Annotated in this window: 11 protein-coding genes; 8 read left to right on the top strand and 3 right to left on the bottom strand. The window is 71.9% G+C overall.

Annotation, left to right across the window (positions count from 1 at the left end; translation table 11 throughout):
• Positions 1-385: 385 nt before the first annotated feature.
• Positions 386-1,990, bottom strand: a complete 1,605-nt coding sequence (locus tag BG482_RS19205; RefSeq protein ID WP_069770298.1) for an MFS transporter — start codon at positions 1,988-1,990, stop codon at positions 386-388.
• A gap of 117 nt (positions 1,991-2,107) precedes the next feature.
• Positions 2,108-2,620 carry a flavin reductase family protein gene (locus BG482_RS19200; protein WP_069770297.1) on the bottom strand — a complete coding sequence of 171 codons (513 nt, stop codon included), beginning with the start codon at positions 2,618-2,620 and terminating at the stop codon, positions 2,108-2,110.
• A 206-nt stretch (positions 2,621-2,826) separates the two neighbouring features.
• Here BG482_RS19200 and BG482_RS19195 point away from each other — a divergent pair, with 206 nt between their 5' ends.
• The 6 genes from BG482_RS19195 (at position 2,827) to BG482_RS19165 (ending at position 14,599) form a co-directional block, all read left to right on the top strand.
• The gene (locus BG482_RS19195) at positions 2,827-3,843 is read left to right on the top strand and encodes a hypothetical protein (protein WP_069770296.1); all 1,017 of its coding nucleotides are present in this window, start codon (positions 2,827-2,829) and stop codon (positions 3,841-3,843) included.
• A gap of 135 nt (positions 3,844-3,978) precedes the next feature.
• Positions 3,979-5,457, top strand: a complete 1,479-nt coding sequence (locus tag BG482_RS19190; RefSeq protein WP_069770295.1) for a glutamate-cysteine ligase family protein — start codon at positions 3,979-3,981, stop codon at positions 5,455-5,457.
• A gap of 141 nt (positions 5,458-5,598) precedes the next feature.
• Positions 5,599-6,096, top strand: a complete 498-nt coding sequence (locus BG482_RS19185; RefSeq protein WP_069770294.1) for a peptidylprolyl isomerase — start codon at positions 5,599-5,601, stop codon at positions 6,094-6,096.
• A gap of 245 nt (positions 6,097-6,341) precedes the next feature.
• Complete coding sequence (icmF, locus tag BG482_RS19180; RefSeq protein ID WP_069770293.1) at positions 6,342-9,572, top strand: fused isobutyryl-CoA mutase/GTPase IcmF; 3,231 nt, start codon at positions 6,342-6,344, stop codon at positions 9,570-9,572.
• A gap of 729 nt (positions 9,573-10,301) precedes the next feature.
• Positions 10,302-12,638, top strand: coding sequence for a Tat pathway signal sequence domain protein (locus tag BG482_RS19170; RefSeq protein ID WP_176741420.1), 2,337 nt, complete (start codon positions 10,302-10,304; stop codon positions 12,636-12,638).
• A gap of 53 nt (positions 12,639-12,691) precedes the next feature.
• On the top strand, positions 12,692-14,599 hold the full coding sequence (locus BG482_RS19165; RefSeq protein WP_069770291.1) for a glycoside hydrolase family 97 protein: 1,908 nt from the start codon (positions 12,692-12,694) through the stop codon (positions 14,597-14,599).
• Between the two features lie 297 nt (positions 14,600-14,896).
• Here the strand turns inward: BG482_RS19165 and BG482_RS19160 are convergent, their stop codons facing one another.
• Positions 14,897-15,916: a LacI family DNA-binding transcriptional regulator gene (locus BG482_RS19160; RefSeq protein ID WP_069770349.1), complete on the bottom strand. Its 1,020-nt coding sequence runs from the start codon at positions 15,914-15,916 to the stop codon at positions 14,897-14,899.
• 217 nt (positions 15,917-16,133) lie between these two features.
• Between BG482_RS19160 and BG482_RS19155 the strand changes: the two genes are divergently transcribed.
• Positions 16,134-18,056: a glycoside hydrolase family 127 protein gene (locus BG482_RS19155; protein WP_069770290.1), complete on the top strand. Its 1,923-nt coding sequence runs from the start codon at positions 16,134-16,136 to the stop codon at positions 18,054-18,056.
• Between the two features lie 88 nt (positions 18,057-18,144).
• On the top strand, positions 18,145-19,389 hold the full coding sequence (locus BG482_RS19150; RefSeq protein WP_069770289.1) for an extracellular solute-binding protein: 1,245 nt from the start codon (positions 18,145-18,147) through the stop codon (positions 19,387-19,389).
• Positions 19,390-19,394 lie beyond the last annotated feature (5 nt).

Genomic DNA, 19,394 nt, shown 5'->3' with positions numbered 1-19,394 from the left:
CGGGCGCGCGAAGCCGTGTCCGGCAGGCGCCGACGCCTGATCGCCGGTGCGCCGAGCCGTCGGCCCGGTGCGTGCCCGCACACGCTTGGACGCGTCCGAACGAGTGGCTTCGGTCCGCCGGCGAACCGACAGGGGGCCGACCGGCGTTGGGCAGAACCCAACTCGCCATCACCGGAAAGGCCCTTCGATGCGACGTACCGCCCTCCTGGCCGTCTGCGCTCTGGTCAGCGCCGCAGCCACGGGATTCTTCACCACCAGCGCCCTGCGCAGCCGCTGACGCACGGGCCGGGGCGGCGGCGTTCACGCTTCCCCGGCCCGGCGCCAGGACCGGGGCGCGCACACTCGCCGTGTGCGGCCCACCGGCCGACCGGCCGGGCTCTTGCCCTCAGCCACGCGCGGGCTCCTCCTGCTGCGCCTCGTCGGTGGCGATCCCCCTGCCGCCGGGATGCCGGAGCGCGCACAGGTAGCCGACGCCCAGGGCGACGGCCATGGCGTAGAACACCCACTGGTTGGCCTCGGCGAAGTCCATGCGGATCGCGGACATCGACTCCCGCACCGTCCGCGCGACCGCGCCGTCCCCGGTCAGCTGCCGGTTGTCGCCGCTGCCGGTCACCGTCTCCGCGACGTTCCTCGCCGCGTCGCCCGCCGCCGACGACGGCACCCCGTGCGACTCGAGCGTGTTCCTGACGTTGTCGGTCATGGAGTGGGTCAACAGTGTGCCGAACAGGGCCAGTCCCACGCTGGCCGCGTAGTTGCGGATGGTCTGGGTGATGCCGGTGACCTCCCCGTAGGAGGCGTCGATCGCCCGGTTGACGGCGTCCGTGGAGGCGGGCGCGAGGATGAAGCCGATCCCGGCCCCCGCCAGGGCCGCATAGGGCCACTGGTCGTGCATGGACAGGTCGGTCAGCTTCCCGGCCCAGAGCGCGAAGCCGACGGCGCCCACCAGGCAGCCCAGTTTCATCGTCGGCCTGGCGCCGCGTTTGTCGAGGATCCGCCCGCCCCACTGCGAGGCGAGCGCGAAGCCCACGAAGAAGTACAGCAGGTACAGGGCGGCCTGGTTGGGCGAGGCGCTCAGGGACACCTGGGCGTAGACGGAGGCGAAGAAGAACAGCGGGACGAACGCGAGCATCGCGAAGAACAGCACGAGCCCGTCCACCACGAAGGCGCGGTCGCGGAAGACCGCGAGCTTGACCAGCGGATGCGCCGTGCGCAGTTCGTAGCGGCAGAACAGCCACAGCACGCCGATACCGCCCACGATGCAGATCCAGGTGAACGGGCTGTCCCATCCCCACGCCGACGCCTGCTGGAAGCCCAGCACGCTCGCGCCCATGCCGAGCGCGATGAGCGCGGCGCCGGGCACGTCCAGGGGTTCGTCACGGCGGCGGTCGGACACATGGGCGAGTGCGGTCAGGATCAGCGCGACGACGGCCACGGGGACGTTGACCCAGAAGATCGCCCGCCAGGTCCAGTCGGTGAGCCAGCCGCCGAGCAGCGGCCCGATGGCCGTCAGCGCCCCGGTGACGCCGAAGAACAGGGCCAGCGCCCGTCCGCGCCGCTCCACCGGGAAGACCGCGACGACCACCGCCAGCGCGGCGGGGAAGAGCAGGGCGGCGCCCAGCCCCTGGGTCGCGCGGAAGACGATGAGCCAGCTCAGCGCGAAGTCGCCCCGGGGGACGCAGCCGCACAGCACCGACGAGACCACGAACACCACGGTGCCCGCCACCACGACGCGCCGGGGACCGAGCAGGTCGGCCAGGCGTCCCCCGAGCGCGAAGAACGCGGCCAGGGACAGCAGGTAGGCGTTGACGACCCACTGCATGCCGGAGGCGGAGAGACCGAGTTCGTGGACGATGTCCGGCGTCGCGATCGCCACGATGGTCTGGTCGATGAACGTCATCGCCACCGCGAACATCATGGCCGCGAGCGCCACTGACTGCGAAGGAGCACCCCGGCCCGCGGGCCGGTCGCCCGTCTGCTGCTTGGTGTACATGCCAGTCATCCACTCAGTCTGCTCCCGCTCGGATGACGACGCATGCGGTGAGCGGCGGGCCGGGCGCGGGAGGACGTCGTCCCAGGTCAGCCAAGTCGCCCCCCCCGGTCGCCCCGGTCAGTCCACGGGATGGCCCGGTTCGATCGTGACGGCGTCGGCGAGCCGCAGCAACGCCGCGTCGTCCGGCGCCTCCGACGCGTCCGCGTGAGGCTCCTGTCCGCCGACCTGCACCGGGGCCAGGACGAAGCCGACGTGATCGCCACCGTCCACCCGCTGCTCGATCCTGCCGACCAGCCACGCGCACGCGTCCGGCAGCACGACGGCCCCGCCGTGCTCCTCCGTCCATCGGGTGTGCGCGAACTTGTCCACCTCGTCACCGGTCTCCCCGCCGAACAGGGCGGCCAGCCGGAGCTGACGGGATGTCAGCAGATGTACGGCGAGGAACTGGGCCTGACGGGCCACCTCGTAGGTCCGGTTCACCTTGGACAGCCACACCACGAACCGCACCGGTCGCATCGAGCACTGGGAGGCGAACCCCACGAGACAGCCCGCCCGCTCGCCGCCCGCGGCGGCCGTCACCACGCACATGTCGGGGTTCAGCCGGTCGATGAACGGGTCCGTGTCCACCATGGTCGTGCTCCTCCGCATCGGGGATCCGCCGCCGCTCCTGCATTCGGCGAGTAAAGAGTGCCCGCCGCACCCCCCTTCTCACGGGGGACGCCCCCGCGCGGCCGCCGGCCGCGCCCCGCGCCCCGGAAGGCGGTCCCGGCGAGGCGCCGCGGACTGCCGGGGGGCCCGAGGTGCGGGGCGGTCCGGGCGGGTGGAAGCTGGCGATCATGGTGCGCAAGGGAGTGCGGCCCGGCGAGACGCATGACGTGGAGGAGGTCCTCGACGAGCTCTACGCCACGCCGCCGACCGACTTCGTCCCCCTTCGCGAGCGACTGGCAGCCGCGGCCAGGACCGACGGACGTCCGCAGGACGCCCGTCGGATCCACGCCGCCCGCCGCCCCACCCTCGCGGCCTGGGCGGCGAACCTGCTGCTGCGCAGGAGGGAGCAGGAGAGCCGGCGGTTCCTGGAACTGGGGCGGGCGCTGCGCGAGGCCTACGGGAATCTGGACGCCGAGGGGATCAAGGAGTTGTCCGCGCAGCGCCGGAGCATCGTCTCCGCGCTGTCCCGGCAGGCTGCCGAGCTGGCAGGCGAGGCCGGGCACCGGCTCTCGGACGCGGCTCGGCAGGACGTCGAGACGACCCTGCGCGCCGTGCTCGCCGATCAGGACGCGGCCGACCGGTGGGCCACGGGCCGCCTGGAGAGCGCCCTGAGGCCGCCCTCGGACTTTCCCTCCACCGCAGGCGCGACGCCCGGTGGACACGCCGGGACGGCGGCTGCGCCGCGGCAGCCGAAGCCGTCCCGGTCATCTCGGCCACCGCAGGCGTCGCGGTCCTCGCAGGTTTCGCGGTCCTCGCAGGCGTCGCGGGCGAAGGACGAGATCGCCGAGCGGCGCCGTCTTCGGCAGGAACAGGAGGACGAGGCCCGCCGGGCGGCCGAGGCCGCCGGCCGTCGGCTCGGCGATCTGCGGGCGGCGCACGCGGACGCCGAGGGGAACCTGCGGCACGCCCAGGACCGCCACGATCAGGCGGGTCGGCAGCAGACCGAAGCCCAGCGGCGGCTGCACCGGGCGGAGCAGGACCTGCGCGCGAGAGAGGAGGACCTCCGTCGCACGGAGCAGGAGCGCCGGAAGGCCGACGAACACTGCCGGGCGGCCGCGGAGGCCGTGACCCGAGCCGAGCGGGAGGCCCGGGACGCCGACCGCAGGCTGCGGCGCCTGACCGGCCCGCCGTCCGGTCCCGGCTGAGACGCCCCGACCGGGAGGCCCCGACGACCGCCCGCGTGCCCCGGGCGTGGGCCGTCGTCCCGCGTGGTGCCGGGATGCCCGTGGTGCGACGCTGGAGGCACAGGGCGTCCGCCACCGGGCGAGCCGGGAGGGCCGATGGGACGAGATGTCCCGGCGCTGGTCTTCACCCGCGAGGACCGCCGCCGGTACCGGATCAAGATGCAGGAGAACCTCGACGTGTTCGCGCAGATGCTGCGCGAGTCGCGGTTCGAGTCCGAGCGGCCGCAGGTGGGCCTGGAGATAGAGCTGAACCTCGTCGACGACGAGGGCGAGCCGGCGATGCGCAACAACGACGTCCTGGAGGCGATCGCGGATCCCGCCTGGTCCACCGAGCTGGGCCGTTTCAACCTGGAGATCAACGTCCCGCCCCGGCGTCTGACCCAGGGCGGACCGGACGCCTGGGAGTCCGAGATCCGTGCCGCGCTCAATCACGCCGAGGAGCGCGCCGGCTCGGTCGGCACGCATCTGATCATGGTCGGGATCCTGCCCACCCTGCGGCAGCAGGACGTCGGCGAGGGGGCGCTGTCGGAGAACGCCCGCTACCGGCTGCTCAACGACCAGGTCTTCGCCGCGCGGGGCGAGGACCTGCGCATCGAGCTGGACGGCGTGGACCGTCTGCGCACCTATGCGGACACGATCACTCCCGAGGCCGCCTGCACCAGCACCCAGTTCCATCTCCAGGTCTCCCCCGACGAGTTCGCCCCGTACTGGAACGCGGCGCAGGCGGTCGCCGGCGTCCAGGTCGCGCTGGCGGCGAACTCGCCCTTCCTGTTCGGCCGGGAGCTGTGGCACGAGACCCGGATCCCGTTGTTCGAGCAGGCCACCGACACCCGCCCGCAGGAGATCAAGGTGCAGGGCGTACGCCCGCGGGTGTGGTTCGGAGAGCGGTGGATCACCAGCGTCTTCGATCTCTTCGAGGAGAACCTGCGCTACTTCCCGGCGTTGCTTCCCCTGTGCGACGAGCAGGATCCGCGCGAGACGCTGGCCGCGGGGGACGTTCCCGAACTCGCCGAGCTGACCCTGCACAACGGAACGATCTACCGCTGGAACCGCCCGGTGTACGCCGTCGCGAACGACCGGCCGCACGTGAGGGTGGAGAACCGCTGTCTGCCGGCCGGCCCGACCGTCGCCGACACCCTGGCCAACGGCGCTTTCTACTACGGGATCACCCGCGCCCTGGTGGAGGAGGAGCGGCCGGTGTGGTCACGCATGTCCTTCCAGGCCGCCGAGGACAATCTGCACACGGCGGCCCGGCACGGCATCGAGGCCCGGCTGTACTGGCCCGGGATGGGCGAGGTCCCGGTGCCAGAGCTCGTCCTGCGGCGTCTGCTGCCGCTGGCCCATCGGGGCCTGGAGCGCTCCGGCATGGACGCGGCCTGGCGGGAGCCGCTGCTCGGCATCATCGAGCAGCGCTGTGTCACCGGCCGCAACGGGGCCGTCTGGCAGAAGGAGACGTTCCACCGCATCACCGCCGCCGCCCACGCCGGCCGGCACGAGGCGCTGCGGCGGATGACACGGCAGTACATCGACTACATGCACCTGAACGCCCCGGCGCACACCTGGCCGGTCGACTGACCGTGCGTGCGGTGTCTGCGCAGATCAGCGAGGTCTGCGGTCCGCCCGGCGTCGCGGGGGCGGGGCGCCCGCGGGGCCGCCGGCCGGCGACACGGGACCCCGCGGTGCGACAGCACGGAGGGGACCGTGCAGGATAGAGGTATGACGATCAAGGTTTACTTCGACATCACCATCAACGACCAGCCCGCGGGCCGCATCAACTTCAACCTCTTCGAGGACGTCGTTCCCAAGACGGCGGAGAACTTCCGCGCCCTGGCCACCGGCGAGAAGGGCTACGGCTACGCCGGCTCCTCCTTCCACCGGGTCATCCCCGCGTTCATGCTCCAGGGCGGCGACTTCACCCGGGGCAACGGCACCGGCGGCAAGAGCATCTACGGCGAGAAGTTCGCCGACGAGAACTTCCAGCTCAAGCACGACCGTCCCGGTCTGCTGTCCATGGCCAACGCGGGCCCGAACTCCAACGGCTCGCAGTTCTTCATCACCACGGTCGTGACCGGCTGGCTCGACGGCAAGCACGTGGTGTTCGGCGAGGTCGCCGACGAAGACAGCATGGCCCTCGTCAAGAAGATCGAGGCGCTCGGCTCCAGCAGCGGCAACACCTCGGCGAAGATCACCATCTCCGCGTCCGGCCAGCTCTGATCCGAGCGCCCGGCCGACCGGCCGGCGGGGCTGCCGCCCCGGCCGGCCGGAGCCGGGGGCGCCGTTCGACCGCCGCCCCCGGCAGCCCCCCCTCGGGGCGAGTCGCTCCGCGCCCCTGACCGCAGTCCCCGCTCCACCCTCCCCGGTGCCCGCCCTGTGCTTCTGGTCACAGCACTCGCCTCATTTACTAGGACGTCCTACTATTTTCTCAGTAGGCGTTACCGTGATCTGTCTGGGAAGGCCCCATGAGCGATCTGCACCGTCCCGTGCACCCCGTCCGTCTGGTCACGGCTTCGGCCCTGTTCGACGGCCATGACGCATCGATCAACATCATGCGGCGGATCTTCCAGTCCCAGGGCGCGGAGGTGATCCACCTCGGGCACAACCGCTCCGTCCAGGAGGTCGTGGACGCAGCGCTGGAGGAGGACGCCCACGGCGTGGCCGTCTCCTCGTACCAGGGCGGACACGTGGAGTACTTCGAGTACCTGGTCGAGTCGCTGCACGCGCAGGGTGCGGAGCACGTCCGGGTGGTGGGCGGCGGAGGCGGTGTCATCGTCGCCGAGGAGATCGCCCGGCTGCGCGCCGGCGGGGTGACGATCTTCTCACCGGAGGACGGGCAGCGGATGGGCCTGGCGGGGATGGTCAACTCGGTGGTCCGGGACTGCGACTTCGATCTGTGGGACGCCAAGCCGGCCGACGCGGCCGGTGTGCTCGCCGGCGACCGGTTCGCCGTCGCCCGCGCGATCACCGGCGCGGAGCTGGGCAAGCTGCCGCAGGAGTTCATGGACCAGGTGCGGGCCACCGCGGCGGGGCGGAGCACCCCGGTGCTGGGCATCACGGGCACCGGCGGCTCGGGCAAGTCGTCGCTGACGGACGAACTGGTGCGCCGGTTCCGGGTGGACCAGCAGGACAAGCTGCGGATCGCGGTGATCGCGGTCGACCCGACCCGCCGGCGCGGCGGGGGCGCGCTGCTCGGCGACCGGATCCGGATGAACTCGCTCGACGGCAACCGGGTGTTCTTCCGCAGCCTGGCCACCCGCGGCAGCCATGAGCTGCCGGAGCACCTGTCGGACGTGATCGACGTGGTCAAGGCGGCCGGATTCGACCTGGTGATCGTGGAGACGCCGGGCATCGGCCAGGGCGACGCCGCGATCGTGCCGTTCGTCGACACCTCGCTGTACGTGATGACGCCGGAGTTCGGGGCCGCCTCGCAGCTGGAGAAGATCGACATGCTCGACTTCGCCGATGTCGTGGCGATCAACAAGTTCGAACGGCGCGGCGCCAAGGACGCGATGCGTGACGTGGGCCGTCAACTGGTGCGCAACCGCGAGGCGTTCGGCATGCGGCCGGAGGACATGCCGGTGTTCGGCACCTCGGCGGCGACCTTCAACGACGACGGGGTCACCGCGCTCCACCAGCACCTCAAGGCCGCCCTGGCGGAGAAGGGCCTGCCGCTGTCCGAGGGCGGGCTGGCGCCGGTCGACGTACGCCACTCCTCCGGAATCCGGCAGGTGGTCCCCGCGGACCGGGTGCGCTACCTCGCCGAGATCACCGACAGCATCCGCGCCTATCACGCCGAGACCGACCGGCTGGCCGAGGCGGCGCGACGGGTGCAGCGCCTGGAGACGGTCGGCGACGAGCTCGCCGAGGCCGGTTCCGACGCCGCGAACGTACGGGAGCTTTTGGAGACGGCGCGCGGGGACCTGCCGCGTCCGATCGCCGAGCAGCTTCGCGAGTGGCCGGCCGTCGTGGCCTCCTACTCCGGGGACGAGCAGGTGGTGCGGATCCGGGACAAGGAGATCCGCACCAAGCTGACCCGTGAGTCCCTGTCGGGCAACAAGATCCCGCGCGTGGCGCTGCCCCGCTTCACCGACCACGGAGAGCTGGTGCGGTTCTGGCGCCGGGAGAACCTGCCCGGCCGCTTCCCCTTCACCGCCGGGGTGTTCCCGTTCAAGCGCGACGGCGAGGACCCGGCGCGCATGTTCGCCGGCGAGGGCGACCCGTTCCGCACCAACCGGCGCTTCAAGCTGCTCTCCGAGGGCCAGCCCGCCACCCGGCTGTCCACCGCGTTCGACTCGGTCACCCTCTACGGCCGCGACCCCGACGAACGACCCGACATCTACGGCAAGGTCGGCACCTCCGGCGTGTCGGTGGCCACCCTGGACGACATGAAGGCGCTGTACGACGGCTTCGACCTCGTCGCGCCGACCACCTCCGTGTCCATGACGATCAACGGACCCGCCCCGACGGTCCTCGCGTTCTTCCTGAACACCGCCATCGACCAGCAGACGGACGCCTTCCGCGCCGCCGAGGGCCGCGCGCCCTCCCCCGAGGAGGCGGCCGAACTGCGGGCACGCGCGCTGGCGAGCGTGCGCGGCACGGTCCAGGCCGACATCCTCAAGGAGGACCAGGGCCAGAACACCTGCCTGTTCTCCACCGAGTTCAGCCTGCGGATGATGGCCGACATCCAGGAGTGGTTCATCGAGCAGAAGGTCCGCAACTTCTACTCGGTGTCGATCTCCGGCTACCACATCGCCGAGGCAGGCGCGAACCCGATCAGCCAGCTCGCGTTCACCCTGGCCAACGGCTTCACCTACGTGGAGGCCTACCTCGCCCGGGGCATGCACATCGACGACTTCGCGCCCAACCTGTCGTTCTTCTTCTCCAACGGCATGGACCCGGAGTACTCCGTGCTCGGCCGGGTGGCCCGCCGCATCTGGGCCGTCGCGATGAAGGAGAAGTACGGCGCGAACGAGCGCAGCCAGAAGCTGAAGTACCACGTGCAGACCTCCGGGCGCTCCCTGCACGCCCAGGAGATGGACTTCAACGACATCCGCACCAGTCTGCAGGCGCTCATCGCGATCTACGACAACTGCAACAGCCTGCACACCAACGCCTACGACGAGGCGGTGACCACGCCCACCGAGGAGTCGGTGCGCCGGGCCCTGGCCATCCAGCTGATCATCAACCGGGAATGGGGCCTGGCGATGAACGAGAACCCCCTGCAGGGGTCCTTCGTCATCGACGAGCTCACCGACCTGGTCGAGGAGGCGGTCCTGCAGGAGTTCGACCGGATCAACGAACGCGGCGGCGTGCTCGGCGCGATGGAGACCGGCTACCAACGCGGCCGTATCCAGGACGAGTCGATGCTCTACGAGCAGCGCAAGCACGACGGCACCCTGCCCATCGTCGGCGTCAACACCTTCCGCAACCCGCACGCCGACACCGTCGAGCCCGGCGTCATCGAACTGGCGCGCGCGACCGAGCAGGAGAAGGTCTCGCAGCTGGAGCGCGTGCGCGCCTTCCAGACGGCTCACCGTGACGCGGCGCACGAGGCGCTGGCCGCCCTCAAGGACGCGGCGGTGAACGACCGCAACGTCTTCGCCGTCCTCATGGACGCCGCCCGGGTCTGCTCCCTCCAGCAGATCACCGACGCCTTCTTCGAGGTGGGCGGCCAGTACCGCCGCAACGTCTGAGCGACGGCCCCGGCCGCGCCGTGTGTTCGTTCCCGGTCACCCCGTCCAGTGGCGGAGATCGCGGAAGCGAGCCTCGGCGCGGCCGGATCCGTGCTGGTGGACGCCGTTCTTGAAGTATCGGGCGGCGACCCGCCGGACGAGGGAGTCGCCGGACATCGACGCGGACGGACCGCAGGATCTGCACGAAGGACGCGCCGTCGGCGCCGGACGGCAGGGGGACGTCGGCGTCCCACCTGTGCTCACCCGTCGTGCGGTCGACCTTCCAGCGCATCTCATGCGCGGGTCCGTGGCGCTGCCCTCCTCGAACCGCTCGTCGGTGCCGTACTCCCCCATGCGGCGGACGCCGTCGCCGTAGCTGTGCCGCTTCGCCAGGTCGGGGTTGCAGGGCTTCTGCCGGCCGACGGAGAACGAGGTCTGCGTCCAGCCGTCGGGCGGACCGGCCGGTGCCGGCGCGTAAGGCGGATCTCCTGTCCAGCGCGTGTCCTTCCGGTGGGTCAGTAAGGGTCGCGGGTTGCAGGCAACCCGAATACATCGGAGGAGTCAAGGAGTCGAACAAGAGACGCCGATGTGGGTACGACGTCCGTATCCGCCCGCCTTGCAGGCGATTTGGACACTCAGGCTGCCAACTCCCGTCGCCGCCCAGGTCATTGACAGGTACACAGAGCATCTCTAGGTTCCCCGATACACCCGATGTCTTGACGATCCGTCATGTCTGTCTGGAGGACGACGATGAATCCGCAGTCGGGAGAGAACTCACCCCTGCGCCGCCGGGCCGTGATCGGCACCGCACTCGGCGGGGCGGCGGCGGCCGCCCTGCCCGCGACGGCGCACGCCGGACCACAGCAGTCTTCCGCGGCGCGGTCCGCCGAAGCGGCGCCGTCGGCGACGAGCGCGAAACGCCCGTGGAAACTCCGCGACACGATGACCTCCGACCGCGCCTGGGCGGACTTTCTGCGCGGCCAGGATCTTCTCTGGAGCAGGCTGCCCACCCGCTGGTACGAGGGCCCGTTCCTCGGGGACGGGCTGCTCGGCAGCATGGTCTACCAGGAACCGGACGCGAACCGGATCCGCTTCACCGTCCAGCACGGCCGGGTGCAGGACCACCGGCCCGAGTTCGGCAGCGGCTGGGGCACCTGCCGGCTGCCCGTCGGACACCTCACCCTCGAACCGGTCGGCGCGATCACCGCCGTCGACTGGCGACTGAGCCTGTGGAACGCCGAGCTCACCGGCACCGTCACCACCAGCGCGGGCAGGCTCACCCTCGCCGCGTTCATCCACGACGAGGTCCTGGCGGTCCGGGTCACGGCCGACGGCGGGGAGCGCGTCGTCTGGACCTTCCACCCCGAGGACGCCGTCAGCCCCCGCCGCATCCAGGAGGCCCCGCCCGCCGGGTACACGCCCAACCCTCCCTGGACCGCGAAAACCTCCGCCGACGGCGCCGAGCAGGTGCTGCAGCCCCTCACCGGCGGCCAGACCGCCACCGCGTACCGCCGCACCGGCGCGGAACTGCTGCTCAGCGTCGGACACAGCGCCCCCTCCACCACCGCCGCCGAGACCGACTCGCTGCGCAACCTGCGCCGGGCGAAGTCCTACGGCGCCCTGCGCCGCCGCCACGTCGCCTGGTGGCACGCCCTCTACCCGAAGAGCTTCGTCTCGTTCCCCGACCAGCGGCTGCAGAGCTTCCACTGGATCCAGCTCTACAAGGTCGCCTCCGCCAGCCGTGCCGGCGGCCCGGTCATGGCCACCTCGGGGCCGTGGCTGGAGCCCACGCCCTGGCCCGCCGTCTGGTGGAACCTCAACGTCCAGCTGGAGTACTGGCTCATCCATGGGTTCAACCACCCGGAGCTCGACTCGCTGGCCAGCACCCTGCGGCAGACCCAGGAACAGCTGGCCGCCAACGTGCCCGCCGCCTACCGCTCGGACAGCTCCGGCGTGGGCCGCAGCTCGGACATGTTCGCCACCCGCGAGGTGGGCCGGCCGGGCACGGGCGCCGAGACCGGCGACCTCACCTGGGCGCTGCACAACGTGTGGCTGTCCTACCGCCACTCCATGGACGAGGGCCTGCTGCGCGACACGGTCTACCCGGTGCTGCGCCGGGCGATCAACTACTACCTGCACTTCCTGACCCCGGGCAGCGACGGCAAGCTGCACCTGCCCAGCACGCTGTCCCCGGAGTACCCGGTCGTGCCGCCGCAGGACACCAACTACGACCTGGCCCTCATCCGCTGGGGATGCCAGACGCTCCTGGAGTCCGCCGAACTGCTGGGCGTGGACGACGAGTCGGCGCCCCGCTGGCGGGACGTCCTGGCCAGGCTCACCCCGTACCCCGTCGACGCCGACGGCTTCATGATCGGCGCCGACACCCCGTACGCCCAGTCCCACCGGCACTACTCGCATCTGCTGATGGTGTACCCGTTGTACCTGGTCAACTGGGACCAGCCCGAGAACCGCGAGCTGATCACCAAGTCCGTCAAGCACTGGCACGCGCTGACCGGCGCCCACCGCGGTTACAGCTACACCGGTGCGGCCTCCCTCTACGCGATGACCGGCGACGGCGACACCGCGATCTCCTATCTGCGGAAGTTCTTCGACCCCACGACCCGCTACCCCTGCCAGGCCAACACCCACTACACCGAGGCCGGCCCCGTCATCGAGACGCCGCTGTCCGCGTCGCAGTCGCTGCACGACATGTTCTGCCAGAGCTGGGGCGGCGTCGTACGGGTCTTCCCGGCCGTCCCGTCCGCCTGGGCCGACCTCACCCTGCACGACTTCCGCACCCAGGGCGCGTTCCTGGTCAGTGCGGTGCGCACGGCGGGCAGCACCCGGTTCGTCAGGATCAGAAGCCTGGCGGGCGCGCCGCTCAAGGTGAAGCACGGACTGAGCGGCCGGCTCACCGTGCTGCTCGACGACGGCAGCCCGGCGCGCACCCACGACCTGGGCGACGGCGTGCTCTCCATCGACCTGCCCCGGGGCCGCGAGGTGCTGATCCACTCCGGTTCCCGGCCCGACCTCGTCATCGCGCCCGTGGCCGTCGGCGAGCCCGGCGCCGCCTGGGGACTCCCGTAACCGGCGGCTGCCCGCACGCACGCCCCGCACCCACGACAACCGGAAGGGTTCTCATGGCTGTTCCGATCAGAACCGCGTGCTCCGCGCTCTGCGCCGGGCTGGTGGCCGCACTTCTCACGACGGTGCCCGAACACGCCGGGCAACCTCCCCTGCACGAGCGGGCATGGGCCGTGCACGCGGCGGAGGCCCCGCACGCACCCCACGCGCGGGTGACTCTGGACGACGCCACCGGCACGCTCGACCTCACGGTGTCCCGTGACGGCCGCACCGTGCTGGAGCCGTCGCCCCTCGGCATCGTCACCGAAGGGGCCGATCTCTCCCGGGGGTTGCGCTTCCTGCACCGCAAGGACCGCGCCGTGGACGAGCACTACCGGACGAAGTCCGGCAAACGCCTGGACCGCACGGTGCACATGCAGGAGACCCGGCTGTCGTTCGCCGGGGCCACCGGCGCCCGCCTCGACCTCGTGGTCCGCGCCTCCGCAGACGGCGTCGCCTACCGCTACGTCCTGCCCGCCGGGCACGGCGACGTGCTCGGCGAGACGTCCGCGTTCCGGCTGCCGGCCGAAGCGGACGCCTGGCTGAGCACCTACCGGGCGGACAACGAGGGCCAGTTCGCGCAGTACACCGCCGCCACGGCGCCCACCGGGGCCTACTCCGAGCAGGCCCTCTTCGCCACCCCCGGCGGCTACGCCCTGCTCGCCGAGTCCGACCTCACCGGCGGCTACTCGGGCGCCAGGCTCGCCCACACCCAGGGCAGCGGCGCCTACCGCGTCCAGCTCGCCGACGAGCGGGTCGAAGCCGACGGCCCGCTCGCCACCACGTGGCGGGCCGTGGTCGCCGGTGACCTCGCCACGGTCACCCGGTCCACCTTCACCGACGACCTGGCTCCGGCCTCCGAGGTCGCCGACCGCTCCTGGATCCGGCCCGGCACCGTGCTGTGGACCTGGCTCGCCGGCGGGCGCACGGCCGGTCAGAGCCTGGCCGCGCAGAAGGCGTACGTCGACTACGCCGCCGAGCGGGGCTGGCCCTACGAGGCCGTGGACTCGGGCTGGTACTTCAAGAAGGACCAGTGGGACGTCACCGACCCGGACTGGGAGACGAACAGCTGGATGCCGGAACTCGTGGCGTACGCCCGCGCCAAGGGCGTCGGGATCATCGTGTGGATCCACCAGCGCGACCTGGACACGCCCGAGGAACGCGCCCGGTGGCTGCCCACCCTGGAACGGTGGGGCGTCAAGGGCGTCAAGATCGACTTCATGAACTCCGAGGCGCAGTCCATGCTCCGGTGGTACGACACGATCCTCCCGGAGACCGCCGCCCATCACCTCATGGTCGACTTCCACGGCTCGACCGTCCCGAAGGGCATCCAGCGGACCTGGCCGCAGGTGATGACCCTGGAGGGCGTCGGCGGCGAGGAGAAGCGGACCAACACCGCGGCCCATCTCACCACCCTGCCGTTCACCCGCAACGTCATCGGCTCCATGGACTTCACCCCGGGCGGCTTCCAGCGCGTCGGTCAGCGCCCCGACTCCGACGCGGCCGAGGTCGGACTGACCGTCGTCTACGAGTCGGGCCTGCAGATGTTCGCGGGCACCCCGCAGTCCTACGACGAACGGCCGCTCGCCCGTGCCTTCATGGACCAGGTCCCCGCGGCCTGGGACGACACGCGACTGCTGGCCGGACGACCCGGACAGGAGGCCGTGCTCGCCCGCCGCAGCGGCGACCGGTGGTTCCTGGGCGGCGTGTACGCGGGCGCGGCCCGGACGGCCGGGGTGCCGCTGGCTCTCGGGCCCGGCAAGTGGCTGGTCGAGACGGTCCGGGACGGCGCGGACGGCCTCGTCCAGGACAGCCAGGTGCTGCGCGGCGGCGCCACGCTCACCGTCGACGTGGTCGCCGACGGCGGCTTCGCCGCACTCGCCTGCCCCTGGCGGCCGGGCGTCACGACCTGCCGGCGCCGATAACCCGGCGCCCCTCCCGGACGGCGGCCCCACGGCTCGCACGACAGCCGTGCGGGCCGCCCTGTCACATGGTGGGAATACCGGTCGACGGGGCGCCTGCCGCCCGCTCGACGCCGTCGCCGCCGTCTCTCTCCGTCCGCCCCGCTCATCCGGTGCGGTGCCCACTGCCCCCTGTGCAGGTCGGGCGGGCGGGCCGGCCGGGCCGCCGCGTGCGTCCGCGGCGGTCGGTTCCGGGGCGTGCTCACCGGGTCGGGTCGAGGTCCCGGTTCCGGCGACCACGCCCCGTAGGCTCCACCATCCTCAGCTGGACTCGCGGACGACCAGCCGGCACGGCACGGTGTGCACGCCGGGCCGGGGCTCGGCGTCGATGGCCCGCAGCAACTCCAGGGCCGCGATCCGGCCGATCTCGGCGAGGCTGGTGTCGACGGTGGTGAGGGGCGGGCGGCTGGCCAGCGCCATGGTGTCCCAGTTGTCGTAGCCCACGACGGCGACGTCCGCAGGAACCGCCACCCCACGCTCGCGCAGGGCGTCGGCCACCCCCCGGGCGATCTGGTCGTTGCCGCAGAAGAAGGCGTCGGTGCCGGGGGCCGTGCGCAGCACCGCGTCGGCCGCGCGACGGCCCCACGCCTCGCTCCACTCGCCGTAGTGGATGCGTCCCGTCGACGGCTCCAGCGAGGATTTCCCCAGTTCCTCGACCGCGTACCGCGCCCGTTCCCGGGCGGCGGCGTGGTGTTCCGGGCCGGTGACGTGCGCGATGCGGGTGCGTCCGGTGGACACCAGATGCTCGATCGCCAGCCGCACGCCCCCGCGGTCGTCGGTGACGACGGAGGTGTCGGACGGTTCGGCCGACGGGGAGAGCGCGTAGACGACGGGGACGGACTCCACGCCGGGCAACGGCGGCCGCGGGTCGGTACGGCGTCCGGCGACGATGATGCCGTCCACCCGGCGGTCCATGAGGTTGCGCAAATGGTGCTGCTCGCGGATGGCGTCGCCCCGGGTGTCGCACAGCAGCACGGAGATCTTCCCCGCGCCGAGCGCGTCCTCGGCGCCCAGCAGCACAGGGGTACTGAAGCGGCCGATGCCGTCCGTCGTCATCAGGCCGACCGTCCAGCTGCGTCCGCTGTGCAGGCTCTGCGCGTGCCGGTTCGGCCTGAATCCGAGCTCCGCGACCGCGTCCATCACGCGTTGACGCGTCTCGGGACGCATCCGCCCCCCGCCGTTCAGCGCTTTCGACGCCGTGCCGACGCTGACGCCGGCGAGGGCGGCGACGTCCGTCAGCCGGGCCCGGCCGTCGGGGGGAGAGCCTGGAGCTGAGGTCACGAGCAAACCTTTTCCTCAATGATGCGTACGCCCGACATGGTGGCAGTCGGCGACGGGATGCACCAGCCCGTGGAGGAGCGGAAAAAAACCTGCCACGGCTCTTGACCGGGTAGGCCCGCTGCCCTCTACTTTCACGACGAGAAAACGGTTTCCCAAACAGGCCCCCGTCAGGCTCCGGCGAGCCCCTCCTCCTCGGCGCCCCCACCTCCGGAGAGTCATGCCCCGCACACGCTCCAGCCTTTCCGCCCCGGGACCGGTCCGCCTCGGCCCGGACGCCCGCGCCGCGCTGCGCCCCACGGCGGCCGGCATCACCACGGGCTTCTGGCGGGCCCGCCGCGCGACCAACGCCCATGTCTCCATCCCCCAGGGACCGGAGCTGCTGGAGTCCGCGGGGAACCTGCACAACCTGCGGCTCGCGGCGGGCGCGGCCGAGGGCGAGTTCCGGGGCGCCTATCCCTTCGTGGACACCGACGTGTACAAGTGGCTGGAGGCGGCCGCCTGGCAGCTCGCCCAGGCTCCGGACGCCGAACTCGCCGCCCAGGTGGCCCGGATCGTCGCCCTGGTCGCCGCGGCGCAGCAGGCCGACGGTTACCTCAACACCTGGTTCCAGCTGGTCAAGGACGGCCGGCGCTACCAGGACCTGCGCTGGGGCCACGAGTTGTACAGCGCGGGCCATCTCATCCAGGCCGCGGTCGCCCACCACCGGGCCACCGGCGGGACCGAACTCCTGGACGTCGCGGTCCGGTTCGCCGACCACATCGACTCCGTCTTCGGACCGCCGGGCAGCGGCAGGCCCATCGACGGCGTGGACGGTCACCCCGAGGTCGAGACCGCCCTGGTGGAGCTGTACCGGGAGACCGGGGAGCGCCGCTACCTCGACCTCGCCGGCTACTTCGTCGACCGGTACGGCCACGGCCTGCTCGGCGGCGCGGCCTACTGCCAGGACCGCGTGCCGTTGCGCGAGGCCACGAACGTGGAAGGGCACGCGGTGCGCCAGTTGTACCTGCTGGCGGGCGCCGCCGACCTGGCCGTCGAGACCGGGGACGAGGAACTGCGCGCGGCGGGCGAGCGGTTGTGGCGGGCCATGACCGCCACCAAGACCCATCTCACCGGCGGACTCGGCGCGCACCACGACGAGGAGGACTTCGGCGACCCGTACGAACTGCCCAACGAGCGCGCCTACTGCGAGACCTGCGCCGCCATCGCCTCCGTCCAGTGGAGCTGGCGCATGGCGCTGCTCACCGGCGAGGCCCGCTACGGCGACCTGATCGAACGCACCCTCTACAACGGCTTCCTGGCCGGCGTCTCCCTCGACGGCGAGCGCTGGCTGTACGTCAACCCGCTCCAGGTCCGCGACGGCCACACGGACCCCGGGGGCGACCAGTCGGCCCGCCGCACCCGCTGGTTCCGCTGCGCCTGCTGCCCGCCCAACGTCATGCGACTGCTCGCCAGTCTGGAGCACTACCTGGCCAGCGTCGACGCGTCGGGCCTGCAGATCCACCAGTACGTCGGCGGCCGCTACACGGCCGAGGGCATCGCCGTGCGCGCCGAGACGGACTACCCCTGGGACGGCACGATCCGCCTCACCGTGGAGGAGACTCCCGCCGACCGCCCCTGGACGCTCTCCCTGCGCATCCCGCAGTGGTCCCGCGACTTCCGCGTCCGCTGCGCGGGGGAGCCGTACGACGCGCCGGCGTCCGAGGGCTGGCTGCGCCTGGAGCGGACCTGGTCGCCCGGCGACGAAGTGGTCCTGGAGCTGCCGCTCGAACCCCGGCTGACCGCCGCCGACCCCCGGGTCGACGCGGTGCGCGGCTGTGTCGCCATCGAGCGCGGACCGCTCGTGTACTGCCTGGAAGGGGTCGACCACCCCGGCGGAGGCCTGGACGACATCGTCCTCGATCCGACCCGCCCGCTCGCCGTGAAACAGCGCCCCGACCTGCTCGGCGGCGTCACGACGGTGGTGGCGGCCGGCCGCCGGCGCGTCGTCCCCGACCGGGGCTGGTGGCCCTACGTCCCCACGGACGCCGTCGAGGACGCCGCACCGGACGGCGGCGACCGCGTCGAGCTGACGGCCGTCCCGTACTACGCCTGGGCCAACCGTGAGGACGGCGGCATGCGCGTCTGGTTGCCCCTGTCCTGACTCCGTCCTCCGCGCCGCCTCCCGTCGCCCACGCCCCCTGCCGACGACCACGCACGACCACGACCCACTACGACAACGAGGTCACCCCGTGATACCGACCCGCCGCACTCTCCTCGCCGCGCTCGCCGCCGTCGGCACACTCGCGTCGCTCACCGCCTGCGCAGGGGGCTCGGACGGCTCCGGCTCCTCCGACGCCGGAAGCGGGACCTACACCTTCTGGGACCCCTACCCCCAGTTCGACGCCGCCTCCGCGTGGGGCAAGCGCGTCAGCCGGTGCGGGACCGAGGCCGGCGTCACCCTGAAGCGGACCGCATACGACACCACGGATCTCGGCAACAAGGCCCTGCTGGCCGCCCAGCAGGGCAACGCGCCCGATGTGATGCTGGTGGACAACCCGGTCGTGTCCACACTGGTGGAGGCCGGAATCCTCGGCAAGACGAGCGACCTCGGTCTCGACACCAAGTCGATCCAGCAGAACATCATCGGCGCGGGCGCCATCGACGGGGCCGCGTACGGCATCCCGATCGGGGCCAACACCCTCGGGCTCTACTACAACAAGAAGGTCCTGTCCGCCGCCGGCGTCGACCCGGCCTCCGTCAAGGACTGGAACTCGCTCACCGCGGCCCTGCAGAAGGTCAAGTCGGCCGGCAAGAAGGGCATCACCTTCTCCGCGATCGGCACGGAGGAGGGCAGCTTCCAGTTCCTGCCCTGGTTCTGGGGCGCGGGTGGCGACCTCACCGCGCTGAACTCGCCGAAGGGCGTGGCGGCGCTGTCGCTGTGGAAGCAGTGGGTGGACGACGGACTGGCCCCCGAAGACGTGCTGCAGAACACCCAGACCACCAGCTGGCAGGAGTTCGCCACCGGTGAGTACGCCTTCGGCGAGAACGGCACCTGGCAGCTCGGCAACGCCGACAAGGCCGGCTTCGACTACGGCGTCATCAACATCCCCGCACAGAACGGCGGTTCGGCGCCGGTGCCGACGGGGGGCGAGTTCGTCACGGTGCCCGTGCAGAAGGACACCGCCCGCTATGACGTCACCAAGAAGATCGTCGCCTGTCTGACCAGCGATGCGAACCTGCTGGCCAGCGACACCGCGCTCACGTACGTGGCGCCCGTCGCGGCCGTCCAGGCCGAGCAGGTGAAGCAGAACCCGAAGCTGAAGCCGTGGGTGGCGGCGGTGGCGGCGGCGCGCGGTCGTACCAGCGGCGGTCTGGGGACCAAGTACCCGACCATCTCGCAGCCGCTGTGGACCGCCGTCCAGGCCGCGCTCTCCGGCAGCAAGAGCGCACAGTCCGCTCTCGACACGGCCCAGGCCGGCGCGCAGAAGGGCTAGGCCGA

It is taken from the genome of Streptomyces sp. LUP30 (genome assembly GCF_001746365.1).
Classification (GTDB): domain Bacteria; phylum Actinomycetota; class Actinomycetes; order Streptomycetales; family Streptomycetaceae; genus Streptomyces.
This window is presented reverse-complemented; position numbering and strand designations above follow the sequence as displayed.